The organism is Arthrobacter sp. yr096 (assembly GCF_900108925.1).
Classification (GTDB): Bacteria; Actinomycetota; Actinomycetes; order Actinomycetales; family Micrococcaceae; genus Arthrobacter.
Genome location: NZ_FNYI01000001.1, coordinates 755,996 through 775,110, shown reverse-complemented (window position 1 = coordinate 775,110; position 19,115 = coordinate 755,996). Strand labels below are relative to the sequence as shown.

Below are 19,115 nucleotides of genomic sequence, written 5' to 3'. Positions count from 1 at the left end.
ATGTTTTCACAAAAGGCCCTATCTAGTTCTCACGAATGGAGTGACTGATCAGCATGGATTGGCGTAATCGCGCAGCCTGCCTCGACAAGGACCCGGAGCTCTTCTTCCCAGTCGGCAACACCGGACCAGCACTTCTGCAGATCGAGGAAGCAAAAAGCGTCTGCCGCCGCTGCCCTGTCGTGGACACTTGCCTGCAGTGGGCATTGGAGTCAGGTCAGGACGCCGGTGTTTGGGGCGGCATGAGTGAAGACGAGCGTCGTGCACTCAAGCGTCGTGCCGCACGTGCACGCCGGGCTTCCTAGCTCACAGGATCACGAAAGGCCGCGGACCATTGGTCCGCGGCCTTTCTGTGTTTATGGCCAGACCCCGGAATCGCAGCTCGGTAGGTTTGGCTTCTGGAAACTAGACCCGCGCCAGGTTCAGGACGATCTCCACGGCAGTGCCTCCGCCCTCGCGTGGGCTCCACTGGATCGATCCGCCAAGCTCGCTGGTTACCAGCGTGCGAACGATCTGCAAGCCAAGGCCCTCTGTGTACTGGCCTTCGGGCAACCCGACGCCGTCGTCGGCAATAGTTACGGTAAGGAATTCGTCATTTCCGTCCCCATCGGCCCGATCGGCCAGCAACCACACGGTTCCAGTACGCCCCTCCAGTCCGTGCTCAACAGCATTGGTGACCAGTTCGTTGATAACCAAGGCCAAGGGAGTAGCAAAATCGCTGGGCAACTCGCCGAACAGGCCAGAACGTTCCGTGCGAACCTGCTGTGACGGCGAGGCCACCTCAGCGGACAACCGGAATTGGCGCCCGATCAATTCGTCAAAATCGACGCTCTGGGTGAGTCCTTGCGACAGGGTCTCGTGGACGAGCGCGATGGTGGCGACGCGACGCATAGCCTGTTCCAGACCTTGTTTCGCTTCGTCGCTCACCATCCGCCGTGACTGCATTCGCAGGAGGGCTGCCACAGTCTGAAGGTTGTTCTTGACCCTGTGATGGATTTCGCGGATGGTGGCATCCTTGGTGACCAGCTCCATTTCCCGACGCCGCAATTCCGACACGTCACGGCATAGGACCAGTGCACCAAAACGGTGCTGCTCGTCGCGCAATGGAATGGCCCGCAGGGAAAGACTGACGCCCCGCGATTCAATCTCGCTGCGCCATGGCATGCGGCCGGTGACAACTAGTGGCAACGTCTCATCGACCATGCGCCGGTCTTTGAGCAGGCCGGCAGTTACTTCCGCCAATGAGCGACCCTCCAACGACTCAACTTCACCTAGGCGACGGAAGGCAGAAACACCGTTGGGGCTGGCGTACTGCACGATTCCGTCGGCGTCGAGCCGGATGAGCCCATCACCAACGCGCGGCGCGCCGCGGCGGGACCCTGTTGGAGAAGCGAAGTCCGGCCACAAACCCAGTGTGCCCATCCGCAAAAGGTCGTAGGCACACTGGCGATAGGTCAGCTCCAGCCGCGACGGCATCCGGGAGCTGGACAAGTCCATGTGGGACGTCACAACGGCAAGCGTCCTACCGTTGCGCACCATGGGTACGGCTTCCACGCGCAGCGCCATCTCGCTGCTCCAACTCGTTTCACTGGAGCGTTCAATAGCGCGGCTGTTCCACGCCTTATCAACCAAGGGCCGAAGATCCGAGCGGATGCCCTCCCCCACGAAGTCCGCATGGAACACCGTGTGGGATGTCGACGGACGGACGTGGGCGAGGGCAATATATCCGTATTCGGGGTGCGGAAACCAGAGCGCCAGGTCCGCGAAAGCCAAGTCAGCGACCATTTGCCAGTCACCGACGAGGAGGTGCAGCCATTCGGCATCTCCAGGCCCGAAATCAGCGTGTTCCCTGATGGGGTCCGTAAAGATTGCCACTGCACCTCCATTTGCGACGCCGGGACGTGTCCCTAGCGTCGGACGATTGACCTCAAGAGCCTTAATGCTACCGACAGTGAAGCCATGTCGTCGGCCTCGAGTGCGTTGACCTCATCAAACATGGTCTTGGCACGTCCGAGTTGCTCGGCATTTTGCTCTTCCCATGCCTTCAGGCGATCTTCTGCCAAGGCTCCGGATTCCGTCGACTCAAGGACCGACGTCGTCATATCTGCCACCGTTGAGTACAAATCGTCCCGAAGGGCGGCCCGTGCCAACGCCTGCCAGCGATCATCGCGTGGCAAGGAACTGATGCGTTCGAGCAGCGAGTCAACGTGGAAACGGTTGAAAACGGTGTAGTAGACGTGAGCGACGTCCTCAACGCCCTCATTGCCTGTCTGGGCAATGCGGGCGATGTCCAGAAGGGCGTAGCTTTCGAACAGTTCCGCCCATCGGTGGGCAAGGTGCTCGGGCAGTTCCCAGCCCTTGGCTTTATCCAGCCAGCCGGAAATACGGACCTTGTCCTCACCCCGGAGGTAGTCAAGAAGCTTTGCCCGCAACGGGGCCATCATCGGCTTGAACGATTCCACCACGGCTGAAATAGGCTGTGACGCCATCCCCTGGCCCAGGACCCACCGAACCGCCCGGTCAAGCAGGCGGCGGATGTCCAGGTGGACTTCACTCCAGTGCTCTGTGGGGAAGGAGGCGGGCAGGGCGTTCAACTCGGCAACCATCGGATCGAGGTCATAGATTTCACGCAGGGCCACAAAGGCCTTCGCAACGGCAACCTCATTGGCTGACGTTTCTTCTATGGCACGGAACGCGAACGTAATACCGCCAAGGTTGATGATGTCGTTGGCGACAACAGTAGCGATGATCTCTCGCCGCAAGGGGTGCGTGTCCAGCTCTGCGTCGAACTTTTCCCTCAGTTGCTTTGGGAAGTAGTTGCGGATGGTGTCCGCAAACCAAGGATCATCTGCAAGGTTGCTGTCGCGTAGCGCTGCACCCAATTCGATCTTCGCGTAGGCAGCCAGGACTGCCAGCTCCGGCGACGTCAGGCCTTGCCCGTGCTCCAACCTTTCGCGCAGGGTGTCCGTCGTGGGCAGTGCTTCAAGATCGCGCTTCAGGTCGGCGGACTTCTCCAGCCAATCCATGAGTCGCTCGTAGCTCGGACTCCAGTCAGCAACCCGGGTCCGGTCATTGAGCAACAGAATGTTTTGGTCGATGTTGTCCTGAAGGACCAGCCGTCCCACTTCATCGGTCATATCGGCAAGGAAGGACGCCCGCTCAGCGGCCTCCAGCTTGCCTGCCGCCACCATACGGTCAACGAAGATCTTGATGTTGACCTCGTGGTCCGAGCAATCAACACCAGCGGAGTTGTCGATGGCATCCGTATTAAGGATGACTCCTTGCAGCGCGGCCTCAATGCGACCCCGCTGGGTCAAACCGAGGTTGCCACCTTCACCCACTACCTTGACCCGCAGGTCCCGGCCGTCAACGCGAATCGCATCATTGGCTTTGTCGCCCACGGCTGCATGGGTCTCGGTGCTCGCCTTGACGTACGTGCCGATACCGCCGTTGTAGAGAAGGTCTGCCGGAGCCAGCAATATCGCGCGGAGAAGATCCGGGGGGCTTAGCTGCGTGGTTCCCTCAGGCAAGCCCAAGGCCTTGCGGACCTGGTCCGAGACCGGGATACTCTTCGCTTGCCTCGCATACACGCCGCCGCCATCGCTGATGAGCGAGCGGTCGTAGTCGTCCCAGGAAGACCGGGGCAGCTCGAACAGCCTCTGCCTCTCAGCGAACGAGGCTGCAGCATCCGGTGCCGGATCAAGGAAGATGTGACGGTGGTCAAAAGCGGCAAGCAGGCGAATGTGCCGGGAAAGTAGCATTCCGTTGCCAAAGACGTCACCGGACATGTCTCCGACACCCACCACGGTGAATTCTTCGGTCTGGGTATCCAGATCGAGTTCACTGAAGTGCCTCTTGACCGATTCCCAAGCGCCGCGCGCCGTGATTCCCATGGCCTTGTGGTCATAACCGACGGACCCGCCTGAGGCGAATGCGTCACCAAGCCAGAAACCATACTCGGCTGCCAGCCCGTTCGCTGTATCGGAGAACGTCGCCGTGCCCTTATCCGCAGCCACAACAAGATACGAGTCGTCGCCGTCATGTCGAACGACATCCGACGGCGGTACCAGCCGTTCGCCTTCCGCTGACGTCACGAGGTTGTCAGTGATGTCCAACAACCCTCGAATGAAGGTCTTATAACTCTCGATTCCTTCAGCCATCCATGCCGCGCGGTCCACTGCCGGGTTAGGCAGTTTCTTGGCAAAGAAGCCACCCTTGGCACCGGTGGGAACGATGACAGCATTCTTCACTGTCTGGGCCTTGACGAGGCCAAGGATCTCCGTGCGGAAATCTTCCCTCCGGTCCGACCAGCGGAGGCCGCCACGGGCCACCTTGCCAAACCTGAGGTGAACACCCTCCACCCTCGGCGAGTAGACCCAGATCTCGAACATCGGCCGCGGGAAGGGCAGGCCATCGATCGATGTGGGGTCCAGTTTGAAACTGAGGTAGTCCTTGTTCTGGAAGTAGTTGGTCCGCAGCGTCGATTCGATGAGGTTCACGAAGGTTCGCAGCACGCGGTCCGCGTCCAGGGTGGCAACTTGCTCAATCGAGTCTGCCAGGGCTGCCCGTGCAGCGCCTTGGCGTTCTGCCCGCAAATCCTCAGGCACAGCAGGATCGAAGCGCGCGGAGAAGAGGTCGTTGAGACCCCTTGCGACGTCGGGATTGGCCAGCAATGTGTCGGCGATGAATCCGAACGAGTTGGTGTTGCCCATTTGGCGCATGTACTTGGCATACGCACGGAGCACCACCACCTGGCGCCAGTGCATGCCTTCGCGGAGAACCAATCGGTCAAAGTTGTCCGACTCCACAGCTCCCGTGACGGCAGCACCAAAGGAATCACTCAGCAGGTCACCGGTCGCGAGGGGATCAACTCCCGCGGGATACTTGAGGCCGAGGTCGTACAGGAAGAAATCGCGATGATCGGCGGTCTCGATCTCGAAGGGCCGCTCATCCAAAACCTCAAGTCCAAGGTTGTGGAAGTACGGGAGGATCTGGCTCAGGCTCTTGGGTTCCATCAAGTAGAGCTTGACGCGGGCATCTTCTTCCAGTGCCTCGCCGGCACCTTCAGGCAGATATACGTGAACACCCGGTTTTACCTGCTTGGCAGCTTCACCGATCCGCTCCGCCTGGGCGCCATACTTCTCGAAGCGCTCAATGTCTTCAAGGGCGTCTTCAACTTCGTAGTCCACCCGGTAACCCGCAGGGAACGCTTCCGCCCAAAGCGCAGACAGGATGTCTGCATTCTCGGCAGGACGGTGCTCCCGCAGGACCTCCGCAACACCTTCGCTCCAGGAGCGCGAGGCCCTCATCAGGCGGTGCTCGAGTTCTTCGACGTTGACTTCTGCCAATTCAGCGGTGCGCGGCAACCTGATCCTGAAGAACACACGGGCCAGCGCCGACTCAGTGATCCGGGCCTCGTAATCGATACTTTCGGCATGGAAAGTTTCCCGGAGTTCCTGCTCGATCCGGAGGCGGACACTGGTGGTGTAACGGTCGCGGGGCAAGTAAACCACAGCCGACATGAAACGGCCGTAAATGTCAGGGCGGAGGAACAACTTGGTCCGCCGGCGTTCCTGCAGTCGCTGAATGCCCGTAGCCGTAGCAGCCAGGTCGGGAATCTCGATCTGGAACAGTTCGTCGCGGGGGTAGGTTTCGAGGATGCCCAGCAAGTCCTTGCCCGAGTGGGAGTCAATCGGGAATCCGGCGTTCCGCAGAACGGCATCGACCTTGTCGCGAACAATGGGGATGCTGCGAACAGATCCGGTGTAGGCGCTGGTCGCGAACAGCCCAATGAAACGACGTTCCCCATTGACGTTGCCCAAGGCGTCGAAACTCTTGACCCCGATGTAGTCGAGATAGGCAGGCCTGTGGACGGTGGAGCGGGAGTTCGCCTTGGTGATCACCAAAGCCCGCTTCTCCCTGGCGCGCTTCCGCCCTGCATCTGTGAGGTGCTGGACCTGACGGGTGGAGTCGCCTGCACGGAGGAGTCCAAGTCCGCTGTCTTCACGCAGCTGCAGGACGTCCTCGCCGTCTTCGTCAACGAGGTCGTATTCGCGGTATCCAAGGAAAGTGAAGTTGCCGTTGTCCAGCCACCGCAGGAGATCCTGCGCCTGACGGAGTTCGGCGACTTGTTCAGGATGGGATATGCCGCCCAGGGCCTCGGCCAATTCGAGGGCCTTGCTTCTCATCTTCGGCCAGTCCTCGACTGCGGCCCTGACATCTCCAAGTACGCGCTGCAGGCCGGCGATCAATTCCCCGCGGGCCTCATCGCTGACCCTGTCAATTTCGACCGCAATCCATGATTCCATGTGCGATGCGTTGTCACCGTCGCCCAGGAGGTGCGCAACGCTGGGAAGCGCAGCCGTATCACCACTGGAAATTCCAACGTTTGAAGGGACCCTCGAAATCTTACGGAGTTCTCCGGAGACCCGGTCGCGGGTGACCACAAACAAGGGGTGCATCACCAATCGGATGGCGCAGTTCTGGCGAACAAGCTCCGCGTTAACAGAGTCCACCAGGAAAGGCATGTCGTCCGTGACAATGTAGACGACACTTCTGTCGGCTTCACCGGCGATTTCAACAACGGCGTTGCCGGGGAGTCGGGACTGGGCAACGTCCCTGTGGTTGGATGCCCGCGATATCAGGAGTTCAGCCGAATACGCGCGGGAGTCCTCCTCTGCGAGGTGCTCATAGTAGTCACCGAAGAACCCTTCACGAACAACTGCTGCATCGGACCGATCCTCCACGCTGGATCCTGACGACATCGACAAACGCCTCCATCACATGTTGATTGCTGCGACTCTGCAGCCCACAATTTGAGCCTAGCGCTTATGCAGTCCCAAAGCTCTGGTAGTTCGACCAAAGGAATTCCGATTTTGCTGGACAGGCGCACATACGAGCCCAGCGATGGCCATCCGTAGCTCCGAGTCCGGCGCGACTTCCAGTAGTACTGACCCAGAGAGCAATGCGGCATCGCACGCCGCCGGATCGGCCGGGAGGTACGCGTCTATTCCCATTCCCGGGCCATACCGGACCCACGCATCTTCCAATTGCTGGCGCGGCGAACGCCCCGCGGCAGCCCTCCTTACCTTGTTCAGCACCACACGAGCACTGACCTGAGGCACTACAGCTTCCAACTCCGCCAAGCCCCGGACCAATCGCGGCACCCCGATAGCGTCCGCCGTACCCACGGCGAACACGACGTCGGCCAGCTCCAGGCTGCGCAGCGTGGCCGCATTCCGCCGGGGAGCCATACTGTCAAAGCTCAGCTCTTCGTCCGCTTCGAGGCAAAAGCCCACATCCACCACAATGACGTCCGCTATTTGCCGGGCTTGTTCCAGTACTGCGGACAGTGCTGCCGCCCGGAGTTCTGTCCACCGGTCAGCACGCGTCGTCCCGGTGAGAACGCGGAATGAGCCGCGCTTGGTGAACACCTGAATGGCCGCCCCCTCAAGCGCTTTGACGTCGAGCAAGCCTTGATCCGCCAGCCGGCATGCCAAGGCCAACCCTGCCGATTCGTCCAGCAATCCGAGGGCGGCAGCCACACTTGCACCGTAGCTGTCCGCATCCACGAGGATGACGGATTGTCCATCGGCCGCCAACTCCGCTGCCATATTGACGGCCAGCAGTGTCCTGCCCGGCGCACCCACGGGTCCCCATACGGCATAGATCTTCCCTGGGTTCTTCGACCAATCCTCGGCGATGTCAGCGACAGGCGCCGGCAATGGATCCGCACCGGCATCAGAGAAGCCCGCATGAAGCCCCGAGCCCAGTCGCCCGCGCGATTGGTCACGGCCAACTGCCTCGGAAATTGTGGAAGCCAGCGCAGCCGGCTCAATCCCGGAAGCTGCCGCTACGACGCCAATGGAATGCAATCGAGCCATCTCGACGGGGTCGTCCGTCAGGGCCACGATCATGACGCCAACTGCGCCGAGCCGATCGACCAACGTGGTTGTGAGTTCCCCGCTGCCTTCCGCCACAACGGCCGCCACGGCGAGGCCGCTTTGGCAGGCAGCAATGAGTTCAGTCAGTTCCTCACACCGGCGCACCACAGTAACTGGACCTTGAAGACGCTCCAACCCTTCAACCACGGCTTCTTGTGATGGGCCAACAGTGACTACTGGAATACTCATTGACGTGAACCTGAAGGGTTCCAAACAACGGAGATTTTGGCCTTGTTCGCAAGCGCCCCGAGCAATTTGGGCATCTGATCATTGGTCACCAGCACGAGAACCACAGTCGTCTTTGAGGCCCCCAAAGTTGTGGAGCCGGATGTCACCTGTGCAATTTCGGCACCCGGAAGCAGCAACTGCGGCGCTTCATACGCACTGCTCGCCCCAGGATTTGCGACCCAGACGTCCACCCTGGCGCCGGCGACTGCCTGCTCAGGCAGTTCTTCCTCCATGGAAATGGCAACGGGTTTTCGGTTCAGAGCATCGGGCTCCCCCAGGCTCTCCTGCGGCACGAGCTGGTTCTTCGCCACTCGTTGTAAGGCCACTTTGCCTTCAGAGAGGCCTCCTTCAACGGTGAGGTAACCGGACTCGAGGTCATCCAGGCGGACGTTGGCGATTGACAAATCACCCGCTGTGACCGCCTGCCCAACCCCAATGTCTTCCTTCGCGATGTAAACCTGCTTCGTCTTGTCTGCGGCACCCACCAACCCAATCACGCCGGCTATGGACGCGAGCACCAGCAGAAGTCCAACAAGAAGCCGAGGGTCCTTCCATGACGGCTTCTTTAACCTTGACGCCGCTACAGTTGCCGTTGGCCCCATACTTCTGTTCCCCATTTCGAATTCAGGCATGGCCCAAAGACCAGCCTTCCCATTCTGACCGCCGGGTTCTTTGCTGCCAAAGCGATCGACCCCAAATGGGATGAAACTGTGGATAAGTGCCTCAAATAGCGGCAACGGTGGCAAAATGGATCCATGCCCCGATTCCTGACCCTTGCGGACGTCGCCGAACAGCTCCAGATCAATTCACCCCAGGCATACGCACTGGTTCGAAGCGGCGATTTGAAAGCCATACAGGTTGGAGGCCGGGGGCAGTGGCGGATTGAAGAAAAAATGCTCGAACAATACATCCAGGACCGCTACGCAGAAGCCAGCCGCATGATCGAAGAGGCTAAGTCCAAAACAGGACAGTCCTAGTAGCTCCCACCCTGAAAGTCATTGCCAGTCGCCGAGGATAGGGCAGCCAGCGAACCAAATGGAATGGTCATGACGGCTGCAACGTTACCGGCTCGCCTGACTTCCCCGTGGGGCACTACCGCGAGATCAAAATGATCACGGCCAACCCGGTCTATGACTCCCTGTAATTTAGAGCCATTTTCAGTTTTTGCAGCCAGGTGAACCACCAGTTCAGTGCGATCCCTGGCCAGAGCTCTCATCGCAGCAGCCATTCCCAACGCGAGCCGCATTCGCGAGGGCGCGGGCATGGCCAGCCTTCCCAGACCTTGATACCTGAGCACGGCCGGGCAAGGAACCAGCCACTGCCGGATTCCTTCGGTCAACACCAGCCACTCACTGCCGACGTGGCTGAGCACTCCCTTTATGGCGCTGCCGTCAACGAGCTCGACTTTGATTTGTGTCCCCGCCGCGCCCCGAAGTCGATCGCCCAACTCTATGCCTGCCAGCTCAACCCGGGCACGCTCTGTTATCTCGGCTTCTCGATCCAAGGCACGCTCGGCCAGAAATTGTGTCTCCAAGTCGCTAAAGAGAGAGTCCCATCTCATGTCGTCAGACTAGGCTGCAGTATGGGGGTAGCGCGAACTCAGCAAGACATTTGTCCCTCGACTGGACATTCTTTCCCAAGTGTGTTCAAAATAGGGCAAATAAAGCAAACAGCATCAAATGACATCAAACGAGTCTTGGGGGCACCGAATGGCACGAACCTTGCGTGGAGACGTTGCCCTCGCAGCATCGATTCTTGGGCTCGGATTGTTCCTGGTCTTCGAGGGGAACGTCCTGATGAAGCAGTGGCAGGCCGCTGTGAGTCATCGGCAGAGCTCCTCGTTCGAGCACCTTCTCGGCATTGTCGCCGGCGCCTCGGGAACTGCGATAGTAGCTTGGTGGGTGTTGTCATTAACGATCGCCCTCTTGGCGTCGTATTTGCAACGGCGCAGGCCGCGGGCAGGCGCGCACTCGCTCTCCAAATTCAGCCCGGCCTTCATGCTCCGGCTGGCTGTAGCACTCATGAGCCTGAACCTTCTGGGCTTAGGCGCTGCACAGGCATCAACGGCCCCACCGGACCCTTCGTGGAAGTCCACCACCGCAAGCACGGATCCAGCGGTCGCCAAGTCGGGGACGCCGATGTCCCTTGCCGGAGCCATGCAGACTTCATTGCCACCCGAAACCACGACAAAGGGGAGGGAGCCAGCAGATCCAGCATGGCGGCCTGGTCCCCCGATCGTTGATGCGGGCTTGCTAAGCCGCCAGTTTCTTCGGGAAACCCGCACGCCATCCGAGGAAAGTGTAGTGGTCAATGCCGGCGATTCTCTGTGGTCAATTGCCTCATCCAGGCTGGGCCCTCTCGCCACCGATTTGGACATAGCCATGGCTTGGCCAAAGTGGTACATCGCTAACCGGGCCACCATTGGAGCTGACCCAACTGTTTTGCTACCAGGTCAACTCCTGAGGCCTCCCCTCCCCGGCTAATATGCCCGGTTCGTAGAAAGCACTAGCTATTTCGCTGGACGCCACCCACTCAGGGGCGGCGTCCACGCATCACCAACAAGTCCAACGTCATCCCAGCAGAAACCACCCGAGTTCAGCGTCTTCCCCCGCGCTCAGCTCATGTAGTGAATGCCAGAGGTATGACCATGATCGTTGCAACTGCAAGCCGACCCGCGGGACGCCAAAACGACAAACGCATAGCCGCCACTCACGGTTCAACCCGTGCGGATATCGACGTAAGGCTAGTGGCGCGGAGTATTGCCCAGGCGGCCTTGGAGGTGCTTGCAGGAACGCGCCCAGTAAGCCAACTTTCCCGCTCACTGGATCCAGAGTGCTACTTGTCTCTTCAACACCGAGCCGTTCTCACTCGTAAGCATGCAGCCAGGCTCCGGGGAAATTCGCAGCCGCATCGGAGCCCTATGGTCCGCTCCGTACGGGCCTGCTCGATATCCGAAACAATTTGCGAAGCCAGCATCGTAGTGGCCGAAGAACAACGGTACCGTGCAGTAGCCATGCGTCTGGAACGATTCGATGGAGTATGGCAAGTGACAGCGCTCGAAATTGGCTAGTACTTCCGCATCTGTCCCGCTTCGTCGAGAAAAGAAAAAGGGTGAGCCCGGACGACTTGTACAGGCTCACCCTCTAATTAACTATCCGTTTGGTAACGGCTCAGCGGCGCTTCTTTTTTGCCTGCTTGCGAGGCTCTTGGCTTGCTGCCTTCGCAGGGTTGCCTGATCGGCCGGAAGAGCGGCCCTCAATGCGCGTCTGCGTGGCACCGTCCTCACCCGGAGCTGTGTACTGCAACTGTGCCGGTTTCTCCGGTGCCTGCAGTCCAGCTGCCCGGATTTGGGGATCATGATGCTCAGTGTGTACTCCCGCTGCAGAGTCGTCGGCCACTACAACGTCCTCGGCCGGCGTTACCTCCACCTCGAGGTTGTACAGGAATCCGATGCTCTCCTCGCGGATGGCCTCCATCATGCTCTGGAACATGACAAAGCCCTCGCGCTGGTACTCCACCAGAGGATCACGCTGGGCCATGGCCCGGAGTCCAATTCCCTCTTTCAGGTAGTCCATCTCGTAGAGATGTTCCTGCCACTTACGTCCGAGAACAGAAAGCACAACCCTGCGCTCAAGCTCACGCATACTCTCGGAGCCAATAGCCTCTTCGCGGGCCTGGTACACGAGGCGCGCGTCCGAGAGAATTTCATCCCTCAGGAAGTCTGCGGTCACTTGCGACTTGCCACCGGCTTCTTCAATGATTTCCTCAGCGGTAACAGTGGCCGGGTACAGCGTTTTCAGATTGGCCCACAGCTGGTTGAAATCCCAGTCATCGCCTGTGCCTTCGGCCGTAGCGGCGTCAATGAGGGCGTTGATGGTGTCTTCCAGGAAGAACTGAACCTTCTCATGGAGGTCATCGCCTTCGAGAATCCGGCGACGGTCACCGTAGATGGCTTCACGCTGGCGATTGAGGACGTCGTCGTACTTGAGGACGTTCTTGCGCTGTTCGGCGTTGCGGCCTTCGACCTGCCCCTGAGCCGATGCGATGGCACGCGAGACGAGCTTGGATTCGAGCGCAACGTCATCCGGCACAGAGCTGTTCATGAGCCGCTCCGCCGCGCCTGAGTTGAACAGCCTCATGAGATCGTCAGTCAAGGAAAGGTAGAAACGGGATTCCCCGGGGTCACCCTGACGTCCTGAACGGCCTCGCAGCTGGTTGTCGATGCGTCGGGATTCATGGCGCTCGGTTCCGAGAACGTAGAGCCCACCAAGATCGAGGACCTCTTCATGCTCGTCCTTGACTGCCTGCTTGGCAGCCGAAAGAGCGTCGGGCCATGCGGCCTCGTACTCTTCGGAATTTTCTTCAGGATCGAGCCCACTCTTGGCAAGTTCAGCAATGGCTGTGAATTCAGCGTTGCCGCCCAGCATGATGTCGGTTCCACGGCCTGCCATATTAGTTGCCACCGTGACGGCACCTTTTCGCCCTGCCTGCGCCACGATGGACGCTTCCCGGGCGTGGTTCTTGGCGTTCAGTACCTCATGCCGGATACCTTCCTTGGCAAGGAGCTTGGAGAGGTACTCGCTCTTCTCAACACTCGTGGTACCTACCAGTACAGGCTGGCCACTCTCGTGCCGCTCAGCGATGTCCTGAACCACAGCATCAAACTTGACCACTTCGTTCTTGTAGACGAGGTCAGGCTGGTCAATGCGCTGCATGTCGCGGTTCGTGGGGATGGGAACGACACCGAGCTTGTAGGTGCTCATAAACTCCGCGGCTTCAGTCTCGGCCGTACCGGTCATACCGGCAAGCTTTGAATACATGCGGAAGTAGTTCTGCAGGGTGACCGTGGCGAGAGTCTGGTTCTCTGCCTTGATCTCAACGTTTTCTTTAGCCTCTATGGCCTGGTGCATCCCTTCGTTGTAGCGTCGTCCGGCCAAAATGCGGCCGGTGTGCTCGTCAACGATCAGCACCTCGCCGTCGAGGATGACGTAGTCCTTGTCCCGTTTGAAGAGCTCCTTGGCCTTGATGGCGTTGTTAAGGAAACCAATCAGCGGCGTATTGGCAGACTCGTAGAGGTTCTGGATACCGAGGTAGTCCTCTACCTTTTCGATTCCAGCCTCAAGCACGCCCACGGTCCGCTTCTTCTCGTCGACTTCATAGTCGACTTCAGGCTGCAGACGGAGGACGACCTTGGCGAATTCGCTGTACCAGCGGTTGGTGTCGCCCTGTGCCGGGCCGGAAATAATAAGGGGGGTACGGGCTTCATCGATCAGGATGGAGTCGACCTCGTCAACGATCGCGAAATTGTGGCCGCGCTGCACAAGTTCGCTGGAGTCCCAGGCCATGTTGTCGCGCAAGTAGTCGAAGCCGAATTCGTTGTTGGTGCCATAGGTAATGTCCGCCGCGTACTGCTGCCTGCGCACCGCAGGATCCTGGTTGGAAAGGATGCAACCGCTGGTCAGGCCCAGGAATCGGTAGACACGACCCATGAGTTCGGACTGGTATTCAGCGAGGTAGTCGTTCACAGTCACCACGTGGACGCCCTTACCGGTGAGCGCGTTCAGATACGCAGGCGCGGTAGCCACCAGGGTCTTGCCTTCACCGGTTTTCATTTCTGCGATGTTGCCAAGGTGCAATGCGGCGCCGCCCATCAACTGGACATCGAAGTGACGCATGCCCAAAGTACGCGCAGAAGCCTCGCGAACAGCGGCAAAGGCTTCAGGAAGGAGGGCATCCAGCGTCTCGCCGTCCTTATGCCTGGACCTAAGGTGATCCGTTTCCTCACGAAGTTCGGCATCTGTGAATGACTTGAAGGAGTCTTCCAGGGCATTGATGGAATCGGCATAGTTCCGCAGTTGCTTGAGTGTCTTTTTGTCACCCGTGCGGAGAAGTTTTTCGATTAGTGATGCCACGTGAAATTGCTCCCAGTCTCATGCTGCCGAATTCTGGCTGTTTCAGTCTACGGGAGAGACCAATGCCACGTTGTCGGGTTCACCTCTGAGCGGACTAGCCGGCCGACCTTGTTGTCCAAGACCGTCAGCACGGCAGTTCACCTCCAGCGATAGATCGGCGGCAAGGTCCCCCACGGGCCACACCACGACTTCCTGCAAGCCCAGCCAATTGGCCATAAGGTCAAGTTCTGCTGCAAGCTCGACGGCGGTATCAGGCGGAGCACCCACCTCACCATAGGCAGAACGCACCAGAAGCTGACCAGCCGCCCGATCGGCTTTCAGGTCCACCCTGGCCACAATGGCCTCCCTCAGCAAGAACGGGAGGACGTAATAGCCGAATTGCCTCTTGGCGGCTGGGGTATAAATCTCGATCCGGTAGTGGAACCCAAACAGCTCTTCAAGGCGGCGCCTTTCGAAGACCAGGGAGTCAAAAGGACTCAGCAAGGCGCGCCCCTCGGCCCTCCGTGGCAACTTGGCCCCGACATGTCTGTACGTGGCACGGTCCCACCCGCGGACCGTGACTGGTTCGAGGCGGCCTGCCCGGATAAGGCGCTGGACCGAATCCGCGCCGGCTTTCAGCGGTGTCCGGAAGTAGTCAGAGAAGCACCGCACTGTCCCAATGCCGTGGGCTTGGGCCGCTGCGTCCATGAGTCGATCAAGCGACGCCTCGGCATCCAGTGTGGACAACGTCATCTCGGGAAGGACCCTGGATGTCAGGGTGTACTGTCGTTCAAATTGCGGTGTACGCGATGCGGCCGAAATACGGCCCTGTTCGAACAGGTGTTCCAGCACGCGCTTGACGATATTCCAGTTCCAGCCCCAATTGTCGCGCTCAGCTTCCTCGTCGTGGCCGAGCCTGGCAGTAAGCTCCGACGCGGTCATGGGGCGCCCCGCGCTGAGGGCCGCCAGTATCCGGTCTTCCATGTCCCCCCGAACAAGCGGATCGAGGTTATGCGCTCCAACCCATGCCCTTTTTTGCCACAGGAGCAGGTCGTGGAAGTGCTCGGGACGAATGAAGCTGGCCTCATGGGCCCAATACTCCATCATCCTGCGTGGCTTACGGCCTGCCATCGCTTGGAGAATGAGGGGATCATAGTTGCCGAGGCGGGAAAAGAACGGAAGGTAATGGCTTCGCGCCACGACATTCACGGAGTCGATCTGGACGAGCTGGAGTTGGGCAAAGGTACGGCCCACCGCCCGTGGTGTCACGGGGCCGGCGGGCCTTACCTTTGCCAATCCTTGAGCTGCCAATGCGATCCGCCGTGCCTGTGACAGGCTCAGCGAAGCGGTCATTGAAGTCCCTTCATGCAGGAGTTGAGGCCTTATTTGGCCGTGGAAGCCTGGTCATCCGAGCGGTAGGCGTGGATCTTCTCTTCGACGGCTTCCTCGCCGGGTTCGCAGGTGGAATCAAGGGTAATCACACCGTACGTCCAACCACTTCGCCGGTAAACGACCGATGGTGCGTTGGTTTCCTTGTCCAGGAACAGGTAGAAGTTGTGCCCAACAAGTTCCATGCTGTCCACAGCATCATCGAGTGTAAGCGACGCCGCGGGAAATACCTTCCGGCGGATCAGGACGGGTGAATCGCCCGCCGGAATATCGTTCTCGATTTCGTATGGAGAACGCTCGTCGGCCTGTGGCGCGGGCTCTTGGTGGTTGCTGGCCTCAACGTAGAGCGGCTCGCTTGCACTGGCTGGCTCGAGGGTGGCCGTGGCTTCCCGGACTGCTTTGGGAGTGTGGCGGCCGTGGTGGACCTTTTTCCGGTCTTTCGCACGACGAAGCCTTTCAAGGAGCTTGTTGTACGCGAGATCGAAGGCAGCAAATTTATCAGCGGCTGTGGCCTCGGCACGGATCACGGGGCCACGGCCCAGGACGGTCACTTCAACGGTGAGCTGCCCCGGTATCTGCCGGGGGTTGGTTTCCTTGGAAACTTTGGCGTCGACTCGCTGGACCTTATCCCCCAGCGATTCAATCTTCGAGATTTTCTCGCCGGCGTATTCGCGAAAGCGGTCAGAAACTGTGAGATTTCGTCCGCTGATCATGAACTCCATGGTGCCCTCCAAATAACTCAGGTGACACGACAACGACGCTGTTAGGGGCTTGTCTGACGGACAGTCGAGCCCCTTTCCGAGCCGCTATCGACAGGTACATCTGTTCTTGGTACCCACAACCGACGTTAGTTCATCACCACCCGTTATTCATCCTTTAGCCACTTATTTTTTGATTGAGTCTTAATGACGCCGTGCGGGTCGTCTTCGGCTGCGAATGGGGCGTAGGCTGGTGGCCTCGTGGCCGCAAGCACAACGGCGCCGCACACCACACCACCAGCAGCCTTAACAGCGCGCGCCGCCTCCGCGAGGGTAGCTCCCGTGGTCAGAACGTCGTCGATCAGGATGCATTCCCTCCCCCGGATGTCCTTGATGCGTCGCCGCCGCACCCGCATGGATCCTCGGACCCGTCTGGCACGTTCGCCCCGGCCCAGGCCCTTTTGGCCATTTCCCTGCACCAAACTTTCCCTGCCCGGCAGCACATCAGCCAACCGTCCTGTCAGCATGTGGAATACAGCTGTCGGCAGGCGGTCCATAGGCCAACTCCTTTTCTTCTGAAGCGCGTCAATGCTGGCACAGTGTGGCAGGAGCCTGCGCAGACGCACCCACAGCAGCAGGAGATGGACCGGGCTGAATCCACGCTTGCGGTAAGCCCGCCCATTCGTCGGGATGGGTACCAGGAGAAACCCGGTGCGGCCACCGATGGCGCTCTCCACTGCTTTCGCGAGGCACGGAGCAAGAACATCCGCCAAGCGCCACTGACCGGAGCGTTTAAAAGACAACAAGCATCGTGCCAGTTCATCCCTGTAGGCACCTGCCGCCACGACCTGGAGCGTTGCGATGCCGTTGACGTCAACCAATGAGGGCGACTCCTGCTCTGCGCGAAAAGGTTGCTTGCATAGGTGGCGCACATTTTGTGCGCAGACGCCGCACAGCACGGTGTCCTCAACCTCGCAGCAGACGCATTCCACAGGTATCAACAAGGCCAGCAATTCCGCGAGAGCCCCTTGGAGTTCGGTCACGAGCCTGCCGATAAGTCTCTGGTCCGTAGCCCGACGCCGTGCCCTGACTGGATCGTAAGCATCGTGATCTGGGTCGAGGCGGCGGACCCGCCCACCTCGGGGTAGGTTGTCGGTATCAGAGGAGGCCACCATCTCAGCCTGCCTCTTCGCCTTCGCAGGCAATAGCCATGCGGCGCCACATGTGGACAACCGGAGCACCCCACTTGACGCTGATCAGCCTGGGAAAGCCGGCTCCGTGGGTCCTTTCAACTGGAGCTCCCAGCCGTTTCCAACGCGTTGGAAGATGCCGGCATCAGACTGCCCGAAAATTTGCTCGGAACCGTTTCCAGCGCTGAGGCTGGTCAGACCGTCCCATGGTGCCAGCTGCTGCGGTTCACCGGATGACAGGGACAGCAATTCCGGAACCACCGTGGCGGTCGCCGAACTGGCCATCACCGCAACAGTAGAGCCGTTGACCCACGCTCCTTGGTCAGCTGCCACACTGCTGAGCAAGGTAATAGGCGTAGTGAGATCCTTGGGAACGCCATCAGGATTCCGGACTATTCCAGTTACCTGTACCGCAGACTTCCCGTTCGCCTCGGAAATCACCAGCGCCCTTGTGCCCTCGCGGGAAACCCTGAAGTCTTTGACGGTCCTGCCGGAGAGCCACGAAGGGGTCATGGTGACACTGGGAACAGCCATGCCGGGTGCGACGCCAGTTGGCTTAAACACCACAACTTCGGCGGCCCCGTTGGCTCCCGGTCCCGCAGTCCAGACCCAGTCGTGGGGGCTGAACGAAGGACCCGTCAAGGTACTCCTGGTAGTCAGCTGCCGGGCAGGCTGTCCTGGCTCGATCGAGTACAACGTGGTCTTGTCGCCGTTGAGGAATGCAGCCGTTTGGGAAACGGGCGACTCCGCTGGCGCATGCGGTCCCAGTCCCACCACCGACTGGATGTCCGGCAGCGGAGTAATCCTGTTGTTCTCATAACGCGCCAAATCACCGTTGCTGACCGCGATTTGGCGGGCAGGAACACTCTTGTCCACAACCGGGGGCAACACCGTCCCGTTGTCTTCTACGCGGACAAGATCCTGGTCGGCGCGCAACTGGACATTGATGACGTCGGGCTGGCTCCGGAACGTCAGGGCCAATTGGTTCTGTATTCTCTGGCGATCCTCTGCCGATGCGTCAAAAAGTTCCTTGGCGGACAAGTCCACCTGGGCTGCGCCGGAAACCACCGGCACTGATTCACGGGCCAGCTTCATCCCCGACGGGAAGGCACTGACGACGGCACCTCGCAGATAAGGTGCCGGGCCGGCAAGCAGGGCACTGGTCATGGACTTAACGGTGTTCTTCTTGATGAACCACCTGTAGTCGGGCACCGCATAGGTGAACGTCGGGTCATAGAAGTAGATGGGAAACGCCCCGTAAATCACCTTGAATGTTTCCTCCGGAATGGCCGTGCCATCCGGCACCTTGGAGATCCTCCACTCCCCCTCCACCTGTTCAAGCGTCAGGGGGATGGTCTCCTTGGTTCCCGGAGGGAACTGAGTAGCAACGCCGTCGGCATCCACCGAATAGGCGAGGTCCAGTTCGTAGAGATATTCGTTTTCTCCCGCAGCCTTAACGACCTGTGCCTCGCGGAAAACGATGGCTCGTTTGTCGGGTTTCCACGTCACGGATTGTGCTTGTGTCAGGTACTGGCGAGCCACGGGGTAATCGTCCTCATAGCCGCTGCCGGCCATGTAGAAATCCTCTATCACAGTCTCCGGGCTGGAGCCCGCGCGCGGGGCAGCAGGAAAGAAGACCGGTGCGTTGGGATTGCCTGCGCCTTCGTCTTTACTCTTGCCGACGGGGCCTGAGCGGGGAATCTGCGCGCAGGAAGCCAGGAAGACCAGCAACAACGCCATCATGGCGACGACGGCGCGCTGGCGCCGGATACGCACCAT

General features: G+C 59.7%; 13 protein-coding genes. 3 read left to right on the top strand and 10 right to left on the bottom strand.

Annotated elements, in window-relative coordinates; all coding sequences use genetic code 11:
* The first annotated feature begins 53 nt into the window (after nt 1-53).
* Nucleotides 54-302, top strand: coding sequence for a WhiB family transcriptional regulator (locus BMY91_RS03645; RefSeq protein WP_003804966.1), 249 nt, complete (start codon nt 54-56; stop codon nt 300-302).
* A gap of 100 nt (nt 303-402) precedes the next feature.
* Here the strand turns inward: BMY91_RS03645 and BMY91_RS03640 are convergent, their stop codons facing one another.
* Genes BMY91_RS03640 through BMY91_RS03625 form a run of 4 tightly spaced genes read right to left on the bottom strand, consistent with a single transcriptional unit; the run spans nt 403 to nt 8,770 of the window.
* Nucleotides 403-1,872 carry a sensor histidine kinase gene (locus BMY91_RS03640; protein WP_090818366.1) on the bottom strand — a complete coding sequence of 490 codons (1,470 nt, stop codon included), beginning with the start codon at nt 1,870-1,872 and terminating at the stop codon, nt 403-405.
* A 32-nt stretch (nt 1,873-1,904) separates the two neighbouring features.
* Nucleotides 1,905-6,761, bottom strand: a complete 4,857-nt coding sequence (locus BMY91_RS03635; RefSeq protein WP_090818363.1) for an NAD-glutamate dehydrogenase — start codon at nt 6,759-6,761, stop codon at nt 1,905-1,907.
* A 57-nt stretch (nt 6,762-6,818) separates the two neighbouring features.
* Entirely contained in the window at nt 6,819-8,129 is a 1,311-nt protein-coding gene (locus BMY91_RS03630) for a CpaE/TadZ family protein (RefSeq protein WP_090818359.1), read from the bottom strand.
* Nucleotides 8,126-8,770 (bottom strand): SAF domain-containing protein, encoded by a 645-nt coding sequence (locus BMY91_RS03625; RefSeq protein WP_090818354.1) that lies wholly within the window; start codon nt 8,768-8,770, stop codon nt 8,126-8,128. The genes BMY91_RS03630 and BMY91_RS03625 overlap by 4 nt, the downstream gene beginning before the upstream one ends.
* A gap of 153 nt (nt 8,771-8,923) precedes the next feature.
* On the opposite strand from BMY91_RS03625, the gene BMY91_RS03620 reads away from it, so the two are divergent.
* Nucleotides 8,924-9,145, top strand: a complete 222-nt coding sequence (locus tag BMY91_RS03620) for a helix-turn-helix domain-containing protein (protein ID WP_090818351.1) — start codon at nt 8,924-8,926, stop codon at nt 9,143-9,145.
* Here BMY91_RS03620 and BMY91_RS03615 read toward each other — a convergent pair.
* The gene (locus tag BMY91_RS03615) at nt 9,142-9,729 is read right to left on the bottom strand and encodes a hypothetical protein (RefSeq protein ID WP_090818348.1); all 588 of its coding nucleotides are present in this window, start codon (nt 9,727-9,729) and stop codon (nt 9,142-9,144) included. The two genes, BMY91_RS03620 and BMY91_RS03615, sit on opposite strands and share 4 nt — an antisense overlap.
* 1,080 nt (nt 9,730-10,809) lie before the next feature.
* On the opposite strand from BMY91_RS03615, the gene BMY91_RS23355 reads away from it, so the two are divergent.
* Nucleotides 10,810-11,238: an Rv3235 family protein gene (locus BMY91_RS23355; protein WP_090818342.1), complete on the top strand. Its 429-nt coding sequence runs from the start codon at nt 10,810-10,812 to the stop codon at nt 11,236-11,238.
* A 100-nt stretch (nt 11,239-11,338) separates the two neighbouring features.
* Here BMY91_RS23355 and secA read toward each other — a convergent pair whose 3' ends face one another.
* The 5 genes from secA to BMY91_RS03580 all read right to left on the bottom strand — a co-directional run bounded on the left by secA (nt 11,339) and on the right by BMY91_RS03580 (nt 19,115).
* Nucleotides 11,339-14,080, bottom strand: coding sequence for a preprotein translocase subunit SecA (secA, locus tag BMY91_RS03600; protein WP_090818340.1), 2,742 nt, complete (start codon nt 14,078-14,080; stop codon nt 11,339-11,341).
* A 42-nt stretch (nt 14,081-14,122) separates the two neighbouring features.
* Nucleotides 14,123-15,412: a winged helix-turn-helix domain-containing protein gene (locus tag BMY91_RS03595; protein ID WP_090818337.1), complete on the bottom strand. Its 1,290-nt coding sequence runs from the start codon at nt 15,410-15,412 to the stop codon at nt 14,123-14,125.
* A 29-nt stretch (nt 15,413-15,441) separates the two neighbouring features.
* Nucleotides 15,442-16,170: a ribosome hibernation-promoting factor, HPF/YfiA family gene (gene hpf / locus BMY91_RS03590; protein ID WP_090818333.1), complete on the bottom strand. Its 729-nt coding sequence runs from the start codon at nt 16,168-16,170 to the stop codon at nt 15,442-15,444.
* A gap of 143 nt (nt 16,171-16,313) precedes the next feature.
* The gene (locus BMY91_RS03585) at nt 16,314-17,189 is read right to left on the bottom strand and encodes a ComF family protein (RefSeq protein WP_256212559.1); all 876 of its coding nucleotides are present in this window, start codon (nt 17,187-17,189) and stop codon (nt 16,314-16,316) included.
* 213 nt (nt 17,190-17,402) lie between these two features.
* Nucleotides 17,403-19,115 (bottom strand): LpqB family beta-propeller domain-containing protein, encoded by a 1,713-nt coding sequence (locus BMY91_RS03580; protein WP_090818330.1) that lies wholly within the window; start codon nt 19,113-19,115, stop codon nt 17,403-17,405.